Source organism: Micromonospora sp. NBC_01796 (assembly GCF_035917455.1).
In the GTDB taxonomy this organism is placed as follows: domain Bacteria; phylum Actinomycetota; class Actinomycetes; order Mycobacteriales; family Micromonosporaceae; genus Micromonospora_G.
Genome location: NZ_CP109078.1, coordinates 5521469 through 5541340 on the forward strand (window position 1 = coordinate 5521469; position 19872 = coordinate 5541340).

Annotated in this window: 16 protein-coding genes and 2 pseudogenes; 11 read left to right on the forward strand and 7 right to left on the reverse strand. The window is 68.8% G+C overall.

The features are described 5' to 3' along the window. Positions 1-78 precede the first annotated feature (78 nt). Positions 79-2943 carry an AfsR/SARP family transcriptional regulator gene (locus OIE47_RS25440; RefSeq protein WP_326563245.1) on the reverse strand — a complete coding sequence of 955 codons (2865 nt, stop codon included), beginning with the start codon at positions 2941-2943 and terminating at the stop codon, positions 79-81. Positions 2944-3383: 440 nt separating this feature from the next. Here OIE47_RS25440 and OIE47_RS25445 point away from each other — a divergent pair, with 440 nt between their 5' ends. From OIE47_RS25445 to OIE47_RS25455, 3 genes are read left to right on the forward strand one after another with little or no spacing between them, the layout of a single operon-like run. Continuing rightward, a complete protein-coding gene (locus OIE47_RS25445) occupies positions 3384-4175 on the forward strand; it encodes an alpha/beta hydrolase (RefSeq protein WP_326557032.1) in 792 nt (263 codons plus the stop codon). Between the two features lie 29 nt (positions 4176-4204). Then, entirely contained in the window at positions 4205-5179 is a 975-nt protein-coding gene (locus OIE47_RS25450) for an alpha/beta fold hydrolase (RefSeq protein WP_326557033.1), read from the forward strand. 57 nt (positions 5180-5236) lie between these two features. Continuing rightward, positions 5237-6025: an SDR family oxidoreductase gene (locus tag OIE47_RS25455; protein WP_326557034.1), complete on the forward strand. Its 789-nt coding sequence runs from the start codon at positions 5237-5239 to the stop codon at positions 6023-6025. Positions 6026-6102: 77 nt separating this feature from the next. Here the strand turns inward: OIE47_RS25455 and OIE47_RS25460 are convergent. Then, positions 6103-7101, reverse strand: a pseudogene (locus tag OIE47_RS25460) (arabinofuranosidase catalytic domain-containing protein); the annotation flags it as partial. Between the two features lie 134 nt (positions 7102-7235). Between OIE47_RS25460 and OIE47_RS25465 the strand changes: the two are divergent. Together OIE47_RS25465 and OIE47_RS25470 are read left to right on the forward strand one after the other, a co-directional pair. Further along, positions 7236-7421, forward strand: coding sequence for a zinc-binding dehydrogenase (locus OIE47_RS25465; RefSeq protein WP_326557035.1), 186 nt, complete (start codon positions 7236-7238; stop codon positions 7419-7421). Between the two features lie 222 nt (positions 7422-7643). After that, complete coding sequence (locus OIE47_RS25470; RefSeq protein WP_326557036.1) at positions 7644-8150, forward strand: pyridoxamine 5'-phosphate oxidase family protein; 507 nt, start codon at positions 7644-7646, stop codon at positions 8148-8150. Between the two features lie 3 nt (positions 8151-8153). Here OIE47_RS25470 and OIE47_RS25475 read toward each other — a convergent pair whose 3' ends face one another. Beyond that, positions 8154-8336 (reverse strand): hypothetical protein, encoded by a 183-nt coding sequence (locus OIE47_RS25475; RefSeq protein WP_326557037.1) that lies wholly within the window; start codon positions 8334-8336, stop codon positions 8154-8156. Positions 8337-8416: 80 nt separating this feature from the next. Here OIE47_RS25475 and OIE47_RS25480 point away from each other — a divergent pair, with 80 nt between their 5' ends. The 4 genes from OIE47_RS25480 to OIE47_RS25495 are packed head-to-tail and all read left to right on the forward strand — an operon-like array spanning position 8417 to position 14078. Continuing rightward, complete coding sequence (locus OIE47_RS25480) at positions 8417-9235, forward strand: hypothetical protein (RefSeq protein WP_326557038.1); 819 nt, start codon at positions 8417-8419, stop codon at positions 9233-9235. Next, positions 9232-10134, forward strand: coding sequence for a DMT family transporter (locus tag OIE47_RS25485; protein ID WP_326557039.1), 903 nt, complete (start codon positions 9232-9234; stop codon positions 10132-10134). Before OIE47_RS25480 ends, OIE47_RS25485 begins: the two co-directional genes overlap by 4 nt. 36 nt (positions 10135-10170) lie before the next feature. After that, positions 10171-10920 carry an SDR family NAD(P)-dependent oxidoreductase gene (locus tag OIE47_RS25490; protein WP_326557040.1) on the forward strand — a complete coding sequence of 250 codons (750 nt, stop codon included), beginning with the start codon at positions 10171-10173 and terminating at the stop codon, positions 10918-10920. 53 nt (positions 10921-10973) lie between these two features. Further along, positions 10974-14078, forward strand: a complete 3105-nt coding sequence (locus OIE47_RS25495; RefSeq protein WP_326557041.1) for an SUMF1/EgtB/PvdO family nonheme iron enzyme — start codon at positions 10974-10976, stop codon at positions 14076-14078. A gap of 65 nt (positions 14079-14143) precedes the next feature. On the opposite strand, the pseudogene OIE47_RS25500 reads toward OIE47_RS25495, so the two are convergent. Beyond that, positions 14144-15512, reverse strand: a pseudogene (locus OIE47_RS25500) (class II 3-deoxy-7-phosphoheptulonate synthase). A 131-nt stretch (positions 15513-15643) separates the two neighbouring features. On the opposite strand from OIE47_RS25500, the gene OIE47_RS25505 reads away from it, so the two are divergent. After that, on the forward strand, positions 15644-16225 hold the full coding sequence (locus OIE47_RS25505) for a mismatch-specific DNA-glycosylase (protein WP_326557042.1): 582 nt from the start codon (positions 15644-15646) through the stop codon (positions 16223-16225). Positions 16226-16235: 10 nt separating this feature from the next. Here the strand turns inward: OIE47_RS25505 and OIE47_RS25510 are convergent, their stop codons facing one another. From OIE47_RS25510 to OIE47_RS25520, 3 genes are read right to left on the reverse strand one after another with little or no spacing between them, the layout of a single operon-like run. Then, positions 16236-16517 (reverse strand): DUF6510 family protein, encoded by a 282-nt coding sequence (locus tag OIE47_RS25510; protein ID WP_326557043.1) that lies wholly within the window; start codon positions 16515-16517, stop codon positions 16236-16238. Position 16518: 1 nt separating this feature from the next. Beyond that, a complete protein-coding gene (locus tag OIE47_RS25515) occupies positions 16519-17247 on the reverse strand; it encodes a ferredoxin reductase (protein WP_326557044.1) in 729 nt (242 codons plus the stop codon). A gap of 1 nt (position 17248) precedes the next feature. Next, positions 17249-17848, reverse strand: coding sequence for a sulfite oxidase-like oxidoreductase (locus OIE47_RS25520; RefSeq protein WP_326557045.1), 600 nt, complete (start codon positions 17846-17848; stop codon positions 17249-17251). A 222-nt stretch (positions 17849-18070) separates the two neighbouring features. Here OIE47_RS25520 and OIE47_RS25525 point away from each other — a divergent pair, with 222 nt between their 5' ends. Then, entirely contained in the window at positions 18071-19801 is a 1731-nt protein-coding gene (locus OIE47_RS25525) for a pectate lyase family protein (protein WP_326557046.1), read from the forward strand. The last annotated feature ends 71 nt before the right edge of the window (positions 19802-19872 follow it).

A 19872-nucleotide genomic window follows, 5' to 3' on the forward strand; every position in this document is an offset into this window, starting at 1 on the left:
ACGGAAGGGGCGGAACGGTACGCATGAGCGGAGGGTGCGTTGACGGGGGCGTGCCCCCCGCTCATGTCTGCCGACAGGTCACGTCGCCGAGGAGAGCCCGTCCGGTCGCGGTACGTCGTCCAGCTTCGCGCGGACGGATTGTGCGGTCGGATGGTCGGGATCTCGGATGGTGGTCAGAGCCAGCTCCCAGGTGGCGCGGGCCGCGTTGGGATCGCCCGCGGCCTGCTGGGTGTCCCCGAGATGGTCGAGCACCATCGCCTCGTAGTTGTGGTCACCCGACCGCCGCGAAAGTGTGATGGCCTGTTGGTAGTGGTCCACAGCTTCGGCGTACTCACCCAGGTGATGGTGTGCGTGACCGGCGCTGTGGGCAGCCGCGGCTTCGCCGGTCGCGTCGCCGAACTCCGCCAGTACGGGTCGCGCCTGCCGGCAGTAGCGCAGTGCCTCCCGATGCTCACCCAGCCGGGTGAGGGCCCAGCCCATCGCCCCGAGGGCCCGAGCCTGTCCCATCCGGTCGCCGGACGTCCTGCAGAGTGCGAGCGCCTTCCGGGCGTGGTGCAGCGCCTCCTGCGGCTTACCCTGGCGGATGACGGTGTGGGTCAGGTTCTGACGGGTCCGGGTCTGGCCACGTACGTCACCGAGCTCGACGAACAGCTTCAGCGCCTGGAGGAGATGCTCGTACGCCTGGTCGAGCTGGCCGGCCTGGGCGCAGGCGATGGCCAGACCGTTGAGATTCCGCGCGTACGCCGCCGCGTTCCCGTCCCGGAGCGCGGCCTGCGTCGCCGTGGTCTGCAGGGCGAGCATGCTGTCCGGGGACGATCGTCGTTGCAGGTACGAGTTGGCCGCCCACGCCAGTTGCCAGGCGTGACGATCGAACCCGTGCGCGACGGCCTGCCCGACCGCCGCGAGGATGACCTGCTCCTCTGCGGCGAACCAGGCGAACGCATGCGGCAGGTCCGCGAGCGGCTCGGGGATGACTCCGTCCTGCGGATCGGTCAGCAGGATCGGGTCCCGGTTGGGGGTCAACAGTGCGTCGCCCTTGTGCGCGGTGTGCAGGTAGTGGTCGAGGATTCGGTGCAACGAGCCCTGACGGGCGTCAAGGTCGTCTTCGGTGAGTTCGGCGGCGTACACGCGAAGTAGATCGTGACAGGTGTAGCGGCCGGGGACCTGTTCGGTGAGCAGGTGGGCGTGGGTGAGTTCGGCGAGCAGGGGCCGGACGTGCCGGACCGACAGGCCGGCGAGGCTGGCCGCGGCGGGAGCGGTGATGTCCGGGCCGGGGTGCAGGCCCAGCAGCCGGAAGAGCCTGGCCGCTGCCGGCGGCAGAGCCCGGTACGACCAGGAGAAGACGGTACGGACGTTGGTGACCGCTTCCGTGCCGACGAACGCGTCCAGGGTCCCGTACGTTTCACGGAGTTCCGCCGCGACGGCACCCAGCGCGAATCCGGGGTGGGTGGCGATGCGGGCGGTCACGATGGCCAGCGCCAGTGGGAGGCCCGCGCACGACGCGATGATCTCGTCAACGGCGTCGGGTTCCGCCGCGACGCGGGAGGCGCCGATCCGCCGGGAGAGGAAGTCGCGCGCTTCCGGTGCCGACAACATCCCCAGGGGCAGGGGGTGTGCCCCGCTGGTGGCGACCAGGCCCGCGAGGTCGTTGCGGCTGGTGACGATCACCAGGCAGCCGGGCGACCCGGGGAGCAGCGGGCGAACCTGCTCGGCATCGCGGGCGTTGTCCAGCAGGATGAGCATGCGCCGACCGGCGATCCGGCTGCGGTAGAGGGCGGCCTGCGCGTCCAGACCGGTGGGGATCTCCTGGCGGGGTACGCCCAGCGCACCGACCATGTGCTGGAGCGCCTCGCCGGGGCCCATCACCTCGCCGCTCGGCTCGAACCCGCGCAGATTGACATACAGCTGACCGTCGGGAAAGCGGTGGGCAACCTGGTGGGCCCAATGCACCGCGAAGGTGGTCTTACCGATGCCGGCCATGCCTCCGATGGCGCTGATCACCACCGTCCCGGGTGACGTCGCATCCAGTTGCAGGGCCAGCGCCTGGGCGAGTTCGGCGCGCCGACCCGTGAACGTGGGCAGGTCAGCCGGAAGCTGGGTGGGATGCGTCGCGAGCTGCGCGGTCAGTTGCCCGGGCGCGTCGCGGGTGGGTTTCTTGGCGGGCTGGGTGTGGCCGGAGGGTGTCCGAGGTTTGCCGACATGGAGTGTCTGCTGGAGCGCGGCCTCGTGTGCCGCAGTGAGTTCGGGGCCGGGGTCCAGGCCGAGTTCCTCGGCCAGACGGCTGCGCATCTTCTGATAGATGTCGAGGGCATCGGCCTGGTGTCCCGCCGTGGCCAGTGCGAGCAGCAGCCGGGCCTGTAGCGGTTCGTCGAAGGGTGCCTGATCGGCTGCCCGCCGCACCTCCGCCAGCAGTCGATCGGAGGCGACCGTGGTGAGGGCGACGTCCCCGGCCTCCCGCGCGGCTGCGAGGTACTCACGGTCGATGGCGGTGAACGTGGGATGGTGGCGGACCCGTGGGTCGATACCGCCGGGACCATTGCCCTGCCACAGCTCCAGGGCTTCGGTGAACAGCCGCACCATCTCGGTGGCCTGGCCGTCCGCAGCGGCGGTCCGGGCCTGCCGGACCAACTGCCGGAATCGCAGCAGGTCGAGCGTGTCGGCGTCGACGTCGAGTCGGTAGCCGCCGGCGGAACGGATCAGCCACTGGCCGGGGGAGCGGGCGGCCAGTTGTGGCTCAAGGGCGCGGCGGAGCATGCCCACGTTGCGGTGCACCGCGTTGACCGCCGTATCCGGCGGCTCCTGACCCCACATCGTATCCACGATCTCGGGCAGGCTGACCGGTTCGCCGGCTCGCGCCATGAGTAGCGCCAGCATCGTCCGTTGCTGCGGGCCACCCGGATCGATTTCCTGACGGTCGTGCCGTACTCGTACCGGACCGAGCACGGTGAACCACAAACGCTCCCTGGACAGGTGACCGCCCTCCCTCCCGCACTACTGGCACACGCAGGTCACGGTCCGGCGGTAGCGTATTCCACCCATATCTCGTGAAGGTATGGCGGGCGGCCGGCGACTACCCGGAGTATGCGGGTCGTTGCGGGCCCGACCTGATCGTCGGCGCACATCGCCGCTGGCAGCTCCGACCGCCAGCCCCTCAGTCGGCAGCAAGTTTCTGCCAACTGATCATCAACAAGCGACGGCCTATCTTTCTTGCCGGGCCAGCCGCGCGGTGGCCGTACGGTACTTCCGGCCTCCATCGGCGGAGTTGCCCCCAGCACATTCGCGGACAGTTTCGAATCGCTCGTTCGTACTGTTCTGCGCCCAATCAGCCCATGGGGTCGAACAGTCACCACTCTCCCACGAGCACTGAACGGATAAGGGCACATATGTCGACACCGGTCATCTTCATACACGGGCTCTGGTTGCACGGCAGCTCCTGGCAGCCGTGGATCGAGCTTTTCACCGCCAACGGCTATCCGGCCTCCGCTCCCGGCTGGCCGGGCGACGGGGAAACCGTCGAGGCCACCCGCGCAAACCCTGACGCCCTCGCCGGGCACGGGATTGACGACGTCGTGGCGCACTACGCGGCCATCATCGAAGGGCTGCCGGCCAAGCCGATCCTCGTCGGGCACTCGTTCGGCGGCATGATCGCGCAGAAGCTGCTCGGGCTCGATCTCGGTGCCGCGGCCATCGCCATCGACGCCGCCCAGATCAAGGGCGTGCTGCCGCTGCCACTGTCCGCGTTGCGCGCCGGCTTCCCGGTGCTCGGTAACCCCGCCAACAAGAGCAAGGCCGTTTCGCTGACGGTCGAACAGTTCCGTTACGCCTTCGGGAACGCTATCCCGGAGGAGGAATCGCGGGCCCTGTTCGATCGCTGGTCGATTCCAGCTCCCGGCAGGCCGCTGTTCGAGGCCGCCGCCGCGAACTTCAACCCGCACTCACCGGCGAAGGTGGACACCGCCAACGAGTCACGTGGCCCGCTGTTGCTGATCGCGGGTGGGCGGGACCACACCGTGCCGGAGGCGGTCGTGCGCGCCACCCTCAAGCAGTACCGCCACTCACACGCTGTAACCGACATCATCGACTTCCCGCACAAGGCCCACTCTCTGACGATTGACTCAGGGTGGCGCGAGGTCGCGGAGACGTCGTTGACCTGGCTGAAGGAGCAGCACCTGTGAAAATCGCCCTCACTCGACGGAATTGGGCGGTGACCGGTGCGGCCGTGGTGCTCGTCGCCGGGGCCCTGGTCGCCCCCGCCACCCTCGCGACGGCCCACGACAACGGCAACGGCAACGACAGACCACACTCCGCGTACGCGGACAGCCGGCTCCCGAACGGCTTCACCGAGCAGAAGGTCCGCGTCGGAGAGGTCGGTATCAACTACGTGCGCGGCGGCCACGGTCCGACGTTGGTCCTCCTGCACGGGTACCCCGAGACCTGGTACGAGTGGCACGAGATCATGCCGGCACTCGCGAAGCAGTACACGGTCATCGCCCCGGACCTGCGCGGCGCGGGCAAGAGCGACGCTCCGGCCGGCGGCTACGACAAGAAGACGATGGCCGCGGACATCTACGGCCTGCTGAAGAAGCTCGGACTGCACAGGGACATCCGGCTGGTCGGCCACGACATCGGCACGATGGTCGCCTACGCGTACGCCGCGGCACACCCGACAGAGGTCAGGAAGCTGGTGCTGAGCGAGGCGCCGATTCCCGACGAGGGCATCTACTCCTTCCCGGCGCTGTCGGCCGACGGTCCCGGACCGTGGCAGTTCGGTTTCTTCCTGCTGAGCAATGGGCTGCCCGAGCAGGTCGTCGACGGCCGGGAAGAGCAGTGGGTGCAGGGCTTCACGGACCACATCGAGGTGGTCAAGGACGGCGTCGACGACACCGACGTCAGAGTCTTCGCCAGGTACCTGAAGGACGACGCGCACCTGCGGGCCAGCTTCGAATGGTTCCGCGCCTTTCCGCGTGACATCGCCGACAACGAGGTGAACAAGAAGACGGCGTTGCCGATGCCGGTGCTCGCGATCGGCGCCAGCAACAGCCTCGGGTCCAAGATCGAGACCCAGGTCGCGGGATACGCCACGAACGTCACCGGTGCGGTCATCGAGAACTCCGGTCACTGGATCTACGAAGAGCATCCGGAAGAGATGACCGAGCGCCTGCTCGCCTTCTTGCGGTAGATGGTCGGGGTGCCGGGTCGTCAGACCCGGCACCCCGGTCCGACGAAGGGATAGGACATGGATCTACACCTCTCGGGCAAGACCGCACTCGTCACCGGGGCCAGCAAGGGCATCGGGCTGGCGATCGTGCGGGCGCTCGTCGCGGAGGGCATCACCGTCGTCGCGGGCGCCCGTACGACCACGCCGGAGCTTGCCGCCCTCGCCGACGCCGGACGCGTACACCCGGTCAACGTCGACCTGGGCACCCCGGACGGGCCCGGCACCCTGGTCGAGGCGGGGACGGCGGTGCTCGGCGGCCGGCTGGACATTCTCGTCAACAACGTCGGAGGCGTGCGTCCACGTGTGGGCGGCTTCCTCTCGGTGACCGACGATGACTGGCTGGAAACGCTGACGATCAACTTTTTGGCCGCGGTTCGCACGACGAGGGCCGCGCTGCCTGCCCTGGTCGAGAGCGGCGGGTCGATCGTGACGGTCAACTCCGTCAACTCCTCGTTGCCGGATCCGCTGGTCATCGACTACAGCGCCGCGAAGGCGGCGCTGGCGAACTTCTCCAAGTCGTTGTCGAAGGAGGTCGGGCCGCGCGGGGTGCGGGTCAACACGATCAGTCCCGGGCCGGTGGAGACCGATCTCTGGCTGGGGGCGGGCGGGGTCGCCGAAACGGTCGGTGGGGCGAACAACCTTCTCCCCGCCGAGGTTGCCAGAGGCGCGGTCAGCGGCACGGCAACCGGGCGGTTCACCCGGCCCGAGGAGGTCGCGGACCTGGTGTTGCTGCTCGCTGGCGGGCGAGCCAGGAATGTCACCGGTGCCGACATCGTCATCGACGGCGGCCTCATCCCGACCATCTGATCCCGCGTGCCGAACCCAGAAAGGCAGTTTTCGATGTCCGCCTGCACCCAAGGGCCGGTGCCGGAGCAGCCGCCGAACCAACACTGCGTACCGAAGTTGATGGCATCCATCGCCCCGGCGGCGTCGGCCTTCCTCGTCGTCTCGCTGTTGCCGTAGTCGAAGCAGCAGCCGTTGTTCACGTGCGTGCCGCTGGTCACCATGTACATGCCCTCGGGGGCGGCACCCGTCGGCACCCCGGTCAGGTGCCCGTCCCGCCAGTAGCTGTTGCCGGGGTTGATGTACAGCGAGTACGCCTTGGCACCCCCCACCGTCAGCGACTCCGAGGTGGCAATCGCCGGCTTGCTCTGTGGCGAGCCCGGAACCACGGTCGATCCCTGGTACCAGAGGTCGTTACCCCGCCCGGACTGGTCGAAGACCACCGTCACCACGCACGTCGTGCCGGCGCAGAACGAGTCCTGCGTCGCGGCGTTGGCGGTGCCGCCCGCGCTCGACGGGCCGATGTTCCGGGTGGTGTTGTCCGAGGAGCGCCGGACCTGGTACACGTAGCCGGCGTACGCGGCATAGAGCGCCCGCGTCGTGCTGTGCGCCGCCACGCATGGGGTGCCGCCGGAGGCGTAGAGGTCACACGGACGCGTGCCGGTCGGTGGGGGAGTGGTTGGTGAGGTCCATTGCTGGTTGGCGCCGCCGTGGCAGGTCCAGAGGTGGATTCTGGTGCCGTTCGCGGTGCCGTACCCGCTGGCGTCGAGGCACAGCCCGGAGTGGACCCCGGTGATGGTGCCGTTGGCGTTGACGTTCCACTGCTGGTTGGTCTGGCCGTTGCAGTCCCAGATCACCGCCGCTGTGCCGTCGGTGGAGCCCAGGCCGTACGCGTCCAGGCACCTGTTGCCGTACACCATGAGCTGTTTGCTCGACGTCCAGGTCCAGGTCTGGTTGGCGCTGCCATGGCAGTCCCACAGCTGGGTCTGGGCGCCGTTGACGGTGCTGGAGTTGGGAACTTCGAGGCAGCGACCGGACGCCGTGCCCACGATTCGGGTGCTCTGCCCCGGCTCGATGGTGGCCAGCGGCGTCGGTGCCACGGCGGTGGCCTCGGCGGCCGGCTGTTCGAGACCGTGACCGGGCCCTGCACCGCACCGCCGCCGTTGTACGGGATGCGCTGTGTGAGCACCCGCACCTGGTTGTTCTGCACGACGCCGCTGGTGGTGTCCAGGCGTTGCAGGTTGACGTTCAGGTTACCGGTGGTACGACCACCGCACGGCTGGTCGACGAGGGCCGGATCCGGACGACGCTGACCACTCAGCTCGGTCCGATCGACGCGGCCAACCTGCGCCGGGCACACGAACTGGTGGAAAGCTCCGCGACAATCGGCAAGGTGGTCGTCGCCGGCTTCGACCGCTGAGGCGGGTCCGTTTCTGTTCTGTTGTTGTCGAGGTGGTTCCGATGGCTCGGGCGTGTCATCCGGGAATTCAATGGGCCGACCGCTCCGATTGGCGGTCCGGCGATATCCGGCCTCATGTGCTCTCTCGCGGAGGCTTTTCGTCGGATGGCAGTCGGCGGTCTTTGGCATAGGCTGTCGAGTGGGGCCGCGCTAAGGAATCCTGTCGACCGGAATGGGGGCGCAGTGACCTACGACCTGGAAATCGCCGGGGGTGCCGTGTCGGCGACCGACGTCCGTGTCGCCGTCGAGGAGATTCTGGCGGAGGCTCGACTCATCACCCTCGCCACGGCCGGCCCACGGGGCCCGCATGCCAGTCCGGTGTTCTTCGCCGCCGACGACCTGACGCTCTACTTCGTCGGCGAACGGACCACCCGGCACACGGGTGGGCTCGCCACCGATGACCGGATCTCGGGCGCGGTGTTCGTCGAGCCGCCGGTGTACGGCGAGCAGCTGCGCGGGGTGCAACTGCACGGCTCGGCGGCTGAGGTGCGGCCCGAGCACCGGTCCACCGCCCTGTCGATCTACCGGCGGCGGTTCACCGACTTCGCCCCGACCAGGGAGGCGCAGCAGACCTTCCTGCTCGGCGAGGGACGAGCGGGGCTGTACCGGTTCGTGGTCGACGATCTGACGTTGCTCGACGAGCCCCGTTTCGGGCGTCGGAACTACCTGCAGGCGAACGTGGTCCGCTGACGGTCACGACTCGTCGCCCGTGACGTCGATTTCCGGTACGTCAACATTCGCGAAGACCGCCAAACTGTCCGCCGGATCAAGGTCGGCGGCAAGGGTACGTAGTTCGGTGAGCGGGTCGATTTCCGCTGGCAGGGTGCCGTCCTGAAGCCGGCGTACCCAGTCCGTGCGTCCTTGATCGGGGATCATCGCGTCTCTCGAAACATGGATGTCCAGTGATGGCGATCACTATACACTTTTCCATCGTGACGCCGTCGAGAGGAGGACGGATGACCAGTGCCGGCAGACTGATCCGATTGTCCCGACTCATTCCTGACCGACGTTCGGTGCTGGTGCCGTTCGACGACGCACTGATCAGCGGCCCGTACGGTGGCCTCGTCGACACGGTCGTCCGAGCGGGCGAGGTCGCCGACGGTGGTGCCAACGCGATAATGGGGTTCCGTGCCCTGCATGACCGCTGTTCGGCACGCGGGCTGTTCGTGCCGTTCGTCCTCAACCTGACCGCCAGCACGGTGCTTTCCTCGCACACCAGGAAAACGGTGGTCGGGTCGGTGGAGGCGGCGGTTCGCGCCGGCTGCGACGGTGTGGCCGTACATGTCAACGTCACCGACGGGCGCGAGGGGGAGATGCTCGGCACGCTGGGCGCCGTCAGCGACGCCTGCCAGCAGTGGAACATGCCGTTGCTGGCGATCATGTATCCGCGCCGGGTGCACCGCGACGGCACCGACGACAACTACCTGGAACTCAAGGCCACCAACCGGGACGGCTACGCGCGGCTCGTCCGGCACGCCGTCCGGATCGCCGTCGAACTCGGCGCCGACATCGTCAAGACGCAGTACACCGGCGACCCGGAGAGCTTCGCGACCGTGGTGGAGGTGTCGCTGGGCGTACCGGTGGTCATCGCCGGAGGCCCGCGCACGTCCGTCCGGCAGGCGCTCGACAACGCGTACGGGGCGATGTCGGCCGGTGCGGCGGGCGTGTGCTTCGGTCGACAGACCTATCACCGTACGGATGTCACCGGTTTTGTCCGCAAGTTGTGCCTGGTGGTCCGCGACCAGCGCGACCCGATGGACCTCGTGTCGGCATGAGCCCGATCGGGCGGTGGTACGGACTCGCCCCGGTGGCCGGCACCGTGACCGTCGCGACGCTCTGGGGCACGAGTGGGGTACTGGTCCGATACCTGGACCTCACCGCCGCCCAGATCGCCTGCGCCCGGGCGTCGATCGGTGCCCTCGCCCTGGCGGCCTGGCTGCTGACGCCGTTCGGCCGGGCGTCGTGGGGGCGGCCGGTGGGGTGGCCGGCGTTGACGGTCTCCGGGGTGCTGCTGGCCGTGCACTGGTGGACGTTCATCCTGGCGCTGCAACGGATTCCGATCGGCACCGTCCTGCTCGGGATCTACCTCGCCCCGCTCGTCATCGCCGCAGCCGCCCGCCCGGCACTCGGTGAGCGGGTCACCACCCGGCAGGTGGTGGCACTGGGGATCGCACTCGCGGGCAGCGTGCTCATCCTCCGGCCACAGCAGACCGGCGGCTGGTCCGGGGCGACGCTGATCGGATTCTCCGCGCTGGCGTACGCCGGGTCGATCCTGGCCAGCAAGCGTGCGCTCGCCGGAACCCCGCCGCTCACGGTGACCGCGATCCAGCTCGGTCTGGTCGGTGTCCTGCTCGCGCCGGCCGCGTTGCTCGATCCGGTCGCGTTGACCGCCGGGGACCTGTTCCTGCTCGGTGCCCTGGGGGTGGTGTACAGCGCCGCCGCGCAGCTCGTTTATCTCTGGGGTCTGCGGTCGCTGTCGGCGACCACCTCCGGCACGCTGCTCTACCTCGAACCGGTGTCCGCGCTGGTCGCCGGTGCCGTGTTCCTGGCCGAGGAGCTGACCCCCGCCACGGTGCTCGGGGCCGCCCTGGTGATCGTGGCGGGAGTTCTGGTGACGATCAATACGATGTCGGCCCGCGGGGATCAAAAACCCGTCACCCGTCGATTACTATAAGTCACACGCATGTTTTGCCGGACCTGGAGGAATGGCGTGGCGCTCGCCGGAAAGATAGCCGTGGTGACCGGGTCGTCCCGGGGAATCGGCAGGTCGGTGGCGGATGCGTTCGCCAGCCGGGGCGCCACCGTGGTGCTGAATTCCCGTTCGGACACGGCGACCGGCGAGACCGCCGCTCGGGAGATACGTGATCGTGGCGGAGCCGCCAGCTTCATCCAGGCCGACGTGACCGATCGCGCCGAGGTGGAACGCCTGTTCGCGACCACCGAACAGCTCTACGGTCCGGTGGATGTCCTGGTCAACAACGCCGGGCGTACCGACGCCGTCCCGATTCTCGAATCGACCCAGGAGCACTGGACCCAGATGCTCAACGTCAATCTCATGTCCGCGGTCCTCTGTTCCCTCCGCGCGGCCAAGAGCATGATCGGTCGGGGTGGTGGCGCGATCATCAACACGTCGTCGATCCGCGGCTTCGACGCCAACGGGCGCGAGGGCGTGATGGCCTACTCCGCGGCCAAGGCGGCGTTGAACAACTTCACCCGTACGCTGGCCAAGGAGTTGGCCCCCGGGATCCGGGTCAACGCCGTCGCGCCCGGGTTCGTCGCGACCTCCTATCTCGATCGCGTCGACGAGACGATGAAGCGGACCTGGCTGGAGAACATCCCGCTGCGGAAGTTCATCGACCCGGACCAGATCGCCGCAGCGTACGTGTACCTCGCCGAGGCGCCGTACGTCACCGGGACGATCCTGACCGCCGACGCCGGGTTCACGCTCGGGCGCGGCTGAGTCGAACGCCCCGCTCCAGGAGGGTTCGCCGCGCGTCCGAGGGGGAAGAAAACGTGGCACCGCCGGGCAACAACATCTTCGTCTCGTACCAGCGGGAGTCCGCGTCCGTCGCGTTGCGGCTGCGCGCCGACCTCATCAACCAGGGGTTCGACGTCTGGTTGGACACCGAGCAGATCCGGCTCAGCGATCGGTGGCCGGTAACCATCCAGCGGGCCCTCGCCGCCGCGGATCGGATGATCGTCCTGCTCACGCACCGGGCGGTCGCCGCGGTCGAGGTGTTCAACGAGTGGTTCTACTTCTACCAGCACCACAAGCCCCTTCACCTGATCCGCCTCGACGACTGCGAGCCGCACTACCAACTCCTGCCGTTCCAACGACTCGACTGGTCCGATCCGCTCGGACCACCGTGGCACGACCGGCTCGACGAACTCGTCGGCCAGTTGCGTGGCACCTACACGTGGCCGACCGACGATGTCGCGCCCGTGGTCACCACGCCCTTCGCGCCGACCCGGTCCCTGCCCGGCGCGCTGGTCGCACTCGAACAGGCGGTGCGACACCCGCAACGTCCGGTCGCCCTCAGCGACCAGCAACTCCAGGAGATCAACCAGCACCTGGCGCGTTCCGTACGGGAATACCTCCTCACCCGGTACGCCCGTTGGTGCGGACCCGCCCACCAGCTCGATCGGCGGTTCATCCGGTTGACCCTGGTGTACGACGAGGGCACCAACATCGCGGACCGGTGGGCGACCGCTCCCAGCACCAGGGAGAGCACCGACCTGCGCGAGCTGATCACCGATGCCGAGTCCTTCGCGTACGTGCTGCTCGGCGCTCCGGGCGCGGGCAAGACCACGCTGCTGCGCCGGCTGGAGATGGACATCGCCCGCGACGGGCTGGTGGACCCGAGTGACCCGGTGATCCCGTTCGGTGTGTCCCTGGCCGAGTACGGCTACGGCAGCGACGACGCACCACCCCCGCCCCTGCAGTGGCTGGAGCAACGGTGGGCGACCCGCAACCCGCACCTGCCACCGCTACGCGAGCACCTGGCCGGCGGGCGCCTGTTGCTGCTGCTCGACGGGCTCAACGAACTCGCGCACACCGACCAGGCCGACCTGCGCCGCCGGGTTGCCGCCTGGCGGGCCTTCCTCTACGAGCACATCCGCGACATCCCCGGCAACCGTGCCGTCTTCAGTTGCCGCACCCTCGACTACGGGGCCATGCTCTCCAGCAAGGACGTCGGGGTGCCGCACATCCGCCTCGAACCGATGAGCCCCGCCCAGGTCATCGAGTACGTCCGGGTCAACCTGCCCGAGCACGCCGCCCTGGTGACCGGCGTCCTCACCCGGGACCAGCGGATCCTGTCGTTCTACCGCACCCCGTACATGTTGCGCCTGCTCGTCGGCCAGGTTCGCGCGGTCGGCACCGTCCCAGTCGGCCGCGCCGACGCCTTCCAGAGCATGGTCCGCGAACTGCTCCGCCGGGAGATTCTCGCCGGCAACCAGCGCCTCACCGATCCCGCGATGCTCACCGACCGGGAGCAGCGCCAACTGCGCGAGCACGGTGGCGATCCGCGCTGGCTACCGGAGCGGGGTCAGCTCATTCCCGCCCTCACCCGGTTGGCGTACCAGATGCAGCGGGCCAAGAGCGGGGCGGACAAGGGTGTGGTGGTGGTCGACTACGACACGGCCGTCGACCTGCTCAACGGGCTGGCCCGACTGGCCGAGTCGTCCCTGCGGGTCGGCCTCGACACCGGCATCCTCGACGAACGCGACCAGTCGATCCGGTTCTTCCACCAGCTTCTGCAGGAGTTCTTCGCCGCTCGCCAACTGGCCCAGGGACTCCAACCGGGCCTGGTGGCGGTACCGACCCGGGTCGACCAGGTGAGTCCCTCGCTGCCGGAGGCGATCGCGGAACTGGCTCCGGGGGAGCCGCTACCGCCGCTGCCCACCACGGGTTGGGAGGAGACCGCGACCATGGCCGCGGCGCTCACCCGCGACCCCGACGCTTACATCCGTACGATCCTCGCGGTCAATCCCGCGCTCGCCGGCCGGTGTGCCGCCGCCGGCGATGTCGCCGCCACGCCGGCACTCAAGCGGCACGTCGCGGACGTGCTCGTCACCGCGATCGAAGACCCGGAGCAGGACCTGCGGGCCCGGATCGAGACGGCTCACGCCCTCACCGCGCTCGGCGACCCCAGGCTGACCCGGATCGACCACGACGGCGGCATCGCGCTGCTGCCCGTGTTCGTGACCATCCCGGCACGGGCCTGGCGGATCGGTACGGAGGACAGCCCGTATCCGCTGGAACGCCCGGTGCACGAGGTTTCCCTGCCCCGTTTCGAACTCGCCCGTACTCCCGTCACCAATGCCGAGTACGGCTGCTTCATCGCGGCCGGCGGCTACCTGGACGACCGTTGGTGGCGGACCGAGGCGGCCCGTCGTTGGCGTCGGGGCGACGGGCTCACCGCCCTCATCGCCGGGGAGTGGGTCAAGAAGCGCGACAACCTCCGTCGTCGGCCCCAACTGCCGGTCAACATGCTCCGAACCGGTGCCGCGACCCTGCAACAGGCCGTCAGCATGGTCAAACTCACCGCCATGTCCGACGTCGAGATCGTCGAAGCGCTGACCGCGATCTACGGATCCGAACCTCCCAGGGCGCCGGCGTACTGGGAGGACAGTCGGCTCAACCAGGGCGGTCAGCCGGTGGTCGGGGTCAGCGTCTACGAGGCGGAGGCGTACTGCGCCTGGCTCTCCCACGTCACGGGAACCACCATCCGCCTACCCTCCGAGTACGAGTGGGAGGCGGCGGCGAGTTCCGACGCGCAGGTCTTCCCGTACGGGAACTCGTTCGATCCGTGGGCCGGGAACACCTTCGAGTCGCACGTGCGGACGACCACACCGGTCGGGGTGTTCCCGCAGGGTCGATCCGTCGCGGGCTGTGACGACCTGTCGGGCAACGTCTTCGAGTGGACCGCCAGCCCGGCGACCCCGTACCCGCATCCGCACGGGCGGCCCGGTCCCGACGACCCCGGCGCGGTACGGGTCTGTCGCGGCGGGTCGTGGCGCCACCACCAACTGCGGGCTCGGGCCGCCTACCGGGGACGCGGCCAGTGCTTCGTACGCAACGACGACCTCGGATTCCGGATCCTTCGCGACCGGTGACCGTAATGCGGCGCCGGTGACCGTAACGCGGCCGAATGCGGCAGCGGTCGAGGCGGGCGGCGTTCTCAGCCGCGCAGCATCTCCGCGACGGCCAGCGCCAACTCCAGCGACTGCTGGGTGTTCAGCCGCGGGTCGCACGCGGTCTCGTACCGCCCCGCCAGGTCGGCGTCGTTCAGGTCCTGGGCAGCACCGAGGCATTCGGTGACGTTCTCCCCGGTGAACTCGATGTGCAGGCCGCCGGGATGGGTGCCGAGGCGGCGGTGCACCTCGAAGTAGCCGAGGACCTCGTCCATGATGCGGTCGAAGTGGCGGGTCTTGTAGCCGTTGGACGACTCGTGGGTGTTGCCGTGCATGGGGTCGCACTGCCAGACGACCCGGTGTCCGGCGGCGGTGACCGCCCGCACGATCGGGGGGAGCGCGTCCCGTACGTGGTGGTTGCTCATCCGCGCGACGAGGGTGAGCCGTCCCGGCCGGTTGTCGGGGTTGAGCCGTTCACACAGGGCCACGACCTGCTCCGGGCTGTTCGCCGCGCTGATCTTCACACCGATCGGGTTGGCGATGCGGGAGACGAAGTCGACGTGCGCGCCGTCGAGTTGCTTGGTGCGCTCGCCCACCCACAGCATGTGCCCGGACAGCGCGTACGCCGTGGTGCCGACGATGCGGGTCAGCGCCCGGTCGTACTCCAGCGCGAGGGTTTCGTGGGAGGCGTACAGGGTGGTGGTCCGCAGGGTCCGGTCGCTGCCTATCCCGCACGCCCTGACGAACGCCATCGCCCGGTCGATCTCCCGGGCGATGGCGTTCGTAGCGCTGGCCGGCGGGGGAGTGGCGGACGAAGGTCTTGTTCCACTCGTGGACCGAGTGCAGGTCGGCGAGTCCACCGCCGAGGTGGGCGCGGAGCATGTTCATCGAGGCGGCGGAGTTGGCGTACGCGCGGATCATCCGGTACGGGTCGGCGACCCTGGCTTCCGCGCTGGGTTCCAGGGAGTTGATCATGTCGCCGCGGTAGACGGGGAGCCCGAGGGAGTCGGTGTCCGCCGAGCGGGGCTTGGTGTACTGACCGGCGACCCTGGCTACCTTGACGACCGGGAGCGAGGCCCCGTACGTCAGCACCACCGCCATCTGCAGCATCGTCCGCGCGTTCGCCAGCAGGTGGCTTTCGGTGTTGTCGGCGAACGTCTCCGCGCAGTCACCACCCTGGAGCAGGAAAGCCTCGCCCGCGCACACCCGTGCGAGCTGGGCGTGCAGGTCGTCGACCTCGTGTGGGGCGACGATCGGCGCGACGCTGGTCAGCGTCTTGGTGGCGTCGTCCACAGCGGCGCTGTCCGGCCACGGCGGCGTATGGGCACGCGGCAGCCCCCGCCATTCGTCCAGCCCGAGATCGGCCTCGGTCGTCACCTGCCCGGACAGGCCAACTCGGGCCTCACCAATCGCCATGGATGTCACGGTACGTAGTGCCGGCGGTCGACGGTGGGCGGTCCCGGGTTGTCCCACCTGCCGGCACCGATTCCCGATCCCGGGTGTCCCCGCGATGTCCGGTTAGGGATGAATATCCTAGAGTGTTGGTGGTGAGATTCAGCCGCGCCGAGTTGGCGGCTTTCCGGGGCGGGACGCTGCCGGACCTCGTCGAGCCGGGGGTGCGGCTGCTCTTCGTCGGCGTCAATCCCGGCCTGCGTACGGTTGCCGTACAGGCCCATTTCGGCAGGCGGGGCAACCGGTTCTATCCGGCGCTGTTCCGGGCCGGGATCGTGGACCGGCTCATCGACGCCTCCGCCGGATTCCTACCGGACGACCGGGCGCACCTGAGTGCGCGGGGGATCGGCATCACCAGCCTGGTCGCGGCGGCAACGGCTCGGGCGGACGAACTCAGCGTGCGGGAGCTGACCTCGGGGGCTCGGGCGTTGGCGGAGCGGGTCGCCCGGATCGGTCCGAGGGTGGTGGCGGTGCTCGGCATCACCGCGTACCGGATCGCGTTCGAACGTCCGAAGGCGCTGGTCGGCCGCCAGCCGTACGAGATCGGTGGGGCGCAGCTCTGGGTGGTGCCGAATCCGAGCGGCCTGAACGCCCACGCCACCCTCGCCGGACTGGCCGACGCATACCGTGAGGTCGCCCTGGCGGCCGGGATCGGTCTTTTCGACAATTCCCCGTGACAGCGCGCCGTCACAGGGTGGGAGGTGGCATCGGCACCTGTAGGTAGACCGCCCCGCGCAGGTCCAGCCAGGCGCTCGTCGGTGTGCGTACCAGTCGCATCACCACCTCTTCGCAGCTCGGGCAGCGGCCGACCAGGCCGGGTGCGTGCGAGTAGACCCGCACCGTGGCGAGTGGTTTGGTCGAGCCGCAGTTGGCGCACCGCTGCATGGCGGCGGTGAGGTCGACGGCGAAGATCTCCCGCATCGGGCCGGCGAGCATGTTCCCGTCGACGTACTGCTGCTGGTCGGTCATCTCAACCTCCGGTTGGGCCGAACCTCTCGGTCTTGACCCGCTGGGCGTCGTGACCGACGGCCACGAGGATGTCGGCGACGGCCTCCACCAGCCCGGTCGGGCCGCAGACGAAACACTGCGGTTCGAGGTCCGGTGGCCAGCCGTGGTTGTTGACGTCGGCGACGCCGAGTCGATGGGGCGATCCCGGCCAGCCGTCGGGCGCCTGCCGGGTGTAGACGTAACTGACATCCAGCCCCTGGTCGTCGCGGACCCGTCGGCGCAGTTCGTCGGCGAAGTAGACGTCATGCTCGGTCCGTACCGAGTAGATGAGGCGAAACGGAACCCGGCTGCCGGCGGCTCGTCGCGCTCGTACCATCGCCATCAGTGGCGCGATGCCGGAGCCACCGGCGACCAGGAGGACCGGCGCGGTGTCCGTGTCACGCCAGACGAACCAGCCACCGACCGGTCCGCGGATCTCCACCGGGTCGCCGACGGCGAAAACATCGATCAGGTACGGCGAGACCTCACCGTCGGGCACCCGCTGTACGGTCAGCTCGATCAGGTTCCGGTCCGGGGCGGACGAGATCGAGTAGGAACGTTCCGCCTGGTAGCCGTCGGCGGCGGTGAGGCGCACGTCGACGTGCTGACCGGGTACGTGTCCGGGCCAGTCGTCCACCTTCAGCACCAGGGTGCTGGCGGTGGAGGTTTCCTCCCGGTGTTCGACCAGGTGGGCGAGGCGCCACGTCGCCATCTCAGTCGCCCTGGTACCGCTGCTCGCGCCACGGGTCACCGTAGTCGTGATATCCGGCCGTCTCCCAGAAACCCGGCTCGTCGGTCAACAACAACTGAATACCCCGCACCCACTTCGCCGACTTCCAGAAATACAGATGCGGCACCAACAACCGCGCCGGACCACCATGCTCCGCCGCCAACCCACCACCCTCGAACTCATGAACCACCCACGCCCGACCATCCAGCAGATCCTCCAACGGCAGGTTCGTCGTATAACCCCCGTACGAATGAACCAACGCGAAATCCGCCGCCGTCTCCACCTCCGCCAACAAGGTGTCCAACGACACCCCACGCCAACTCGTCCCCAACTTCGACCACCGCGTCACACAGTGGATATCCACCGTCGGCGACTCCTGCGGCAACGCCAACAACTCCGCCCACGACCACCGACGCTCCGCACCCGCCTCCGTCGTCACCGCGAACTCCCACGCATCCAACGACACCCTCGGCGTCGGACCCGCCGACAACACCGGAAAATCCTCGGTCAGATACTGCCCCGGCGGCAACGCCGGCTCCGACGACCGAGGCCGACCCTGAAAGCCCGGCGAGACGATACCCATCCGCTACTTTTATCACCTTTTTCCGGAACCGGATCTCGATCCCAACACTGATCATGGGCGGCCGGTCGACGCACGGCCGACGCGGGCGCGAAGACATTGACGTGCTTGAGCGGCATCGTTACTATCCTGATCAGGAAAGCGCTTTCCTCCCTTCTCCGCCTACCGGCACTCCGCCCCCACACCCCTGCGTACGGAGCCCGGTACCCCTCAGGGAGGTCCATCATGGGCGTACGCGTCCCCACGCGCCCGAAGTTACGTTCCACCTGGCCACTCATAGCCGGCGCGGTCGCGGTGATCACCGCCGGTGCGGTGCTCTTCGCGCCGGTGGCCAGCGCCGCGACCGTCTTCAGTGCGGGATTCGAGGACGGCGGCATCGGCGGCTGGTCCAAGTCCGGCGGTACCTGGGCGGTGGTCGACGACGGCTCGCGGGTCGCCCGCCAGTCCAAGACCGACACGGAGAACGCCCGACTGTTCAACGCCCCCACCACGCTGACCGACTACACCGTCCAGGCCAGGGTCAAGCCGGTCAGCCTCGGCTCGAACGGCTACGTCGGCCTGCTGTCGCGGGCCGCCGGTGCCACCGTCTTCTACCGGCTGGCCCTGCTGCCCGGCCGGGTCGAGTTGCAGGCGGTCCAGGGAAGCTCGGTCGGTGTGCTCGGCAGTTCGTCGCGTGCCGTCTCGAACGGGACCTGGTACACACTGTCGATCACCACCACCGGCTCGACCGTCACCGGGTCGATCGACGGGGCGCAGTTCGCCTCGGGCTCCAGTTCCGTGTCGGCGGCCGGTCGGATCGGCCTGCAGACCTCGTACGCGTCCGCGTCCTTCGACGACGTGCTGGTCACCACCGGTGGCACCACTCCACCGACCACCCCGACCCCCACGCCCACCCGGCCGACCGCCACACCGACCGGTCCGGGCACGCCCACGCCCACACCCACCACGACCCCGACAACGCCGCCCACCGGCCCTCCGGGCAACGCGAACGGCCTGGTCGGCTTCGCCACCATGAGCGGGTACGGGCGTACCGGGACGAACGGCGGGACCGGCGGTGCCACGGTGACGGTCGGCAACTACGCCCAGTTGGCGGCTGCCGTGGCCGACGACGTGCCGAGGATCGTACGGGTCTCCGGCACGATCACCGGCAACGGTGACGCGATGCTCGATGTCGGCTCGAACAAGACCATCATCGGGATCGGGTCGACCGCCACGATCAGCGGTTTCGGGCTCGACGTCAACGGCTGGGGACCGGAGGAGGTGGCGTGGGGCGGTGACCTCTGCGACCCGGCGGAGAAGGACAGCTTCATCCGCGTACAGAACGTGATCATCCGGAACCTGTCCTTCCGGAACTCCGCCGACGACTCGGTGAACGTGCAGTGCTACTCGCACCACGTGTGGATCGACCACAACACCTTCTACCCGGCCAACGACGGCTCGGTGGACGTCAAGCGCGGGTCGGACCTCACCACCGTCTCCTACAACCGGTACGTCGGCACGGACAAGTCAATGCTGCTCGGGCACAGCGACAGCAACGGCGCCCAGGACACCGGCTACCTGCGTGTCACCTACCACCACAACTGGTTCGACGGATCCAACACCCGCCATCCGAGGGTCCGGTTCGGCTACGCCCACGTGTACGCCAACTACGTCAGCGTCGACGACTACTTCATCGGTCTCGGTGTCGAGGGCCGGATCTACGCCGAGAGCAACTACGTCGTCGGTGCGAAGACCATCACGCAGGACTTCGGCAACGCCCGGCTCACCTGGACCAGCAGCAACTTCTACGACCCGGCCACGATCACCCGGGCCAACGACAGTGGCAAGACGATCGAGGACTGGCTGCGCGCCGACGGCAGTGTCGCGCCGCCGCCGTACAGCTACTCGGCCGGATCCGCGTCCTCCAGCCCACCGTCGGCGGGCGCCGGGGTGAGCGGGGCGGACATCGTCCCCTAGCTCGATGGTCGGCGGGATCTTCCTCGGCTGCGGCGACGGGGACCGCACCGACAGCGGAAAGCGCAAGCCGT

Coding starts and splice junctions, on each gene's coding strand:
- OIE47_RS25510 (WP_326557043.1), bottom strand. CDS start 16,517: ATGACCGACCAGCAGCAGTACGTCGACGGGAACATGCTCGCCGGCCCG.
- OIE47_RS25515 (WP_326557044.1), bottom strand. CDS start 17,247: ATGGCGACGTGGCGCCTCGCCCACCTGGTCGAACACCGGGAGGAAACC.
- OIE47_RS25520 (WP_326557045.1), bottom strand. CDS start 17,848: ATGGGTATCGTCTCGCCGGGCTTTCAGGGTCGGCCTCGGTCGTCGGAG.
- OIE47_RS25445 (WP_326557032.1), top strand. CDS start 3,384: ATGTCGACACCGGTCATCTTCATACACGGGCTCTGGTTGCACGGCAGC.
- OIE47_RS25485 (WP_326557039.1), top strand. CDS start 9,232: ATGAGCCCGATCGGGCGGTGGTACGGACTCGCCCCGGTGGCCGGCACC.
- OIE47_RS25525 (WP_326557046.1), top strand. CDS start 18,071: ATGGGCGTACGCGTCCCCACGCGCCCGAAGTTACGTTCCACCTGGCCA.
- OIE47_RS25455 (WP_326557034.1), top strand. CDS start 5,237: ATGGATCTACACCTCTCGGGCAAGACCGCACTCGTCACCGGGGCCAGC.
- OIE47_RS25480 (WP_326557038.1), top strand. CDS start 8,417: ATGACCAGTGCCGGCAGACTGATCCGATTGTCCCGACTCATTCCTGAC.
- OIE47_RS25475 (WP_326557037.1), bottom strand. CDS start 8,336: ATGATCCCCGATCAAGGACGCACGGACTGGGTACGCCGGCTTCAGGAC.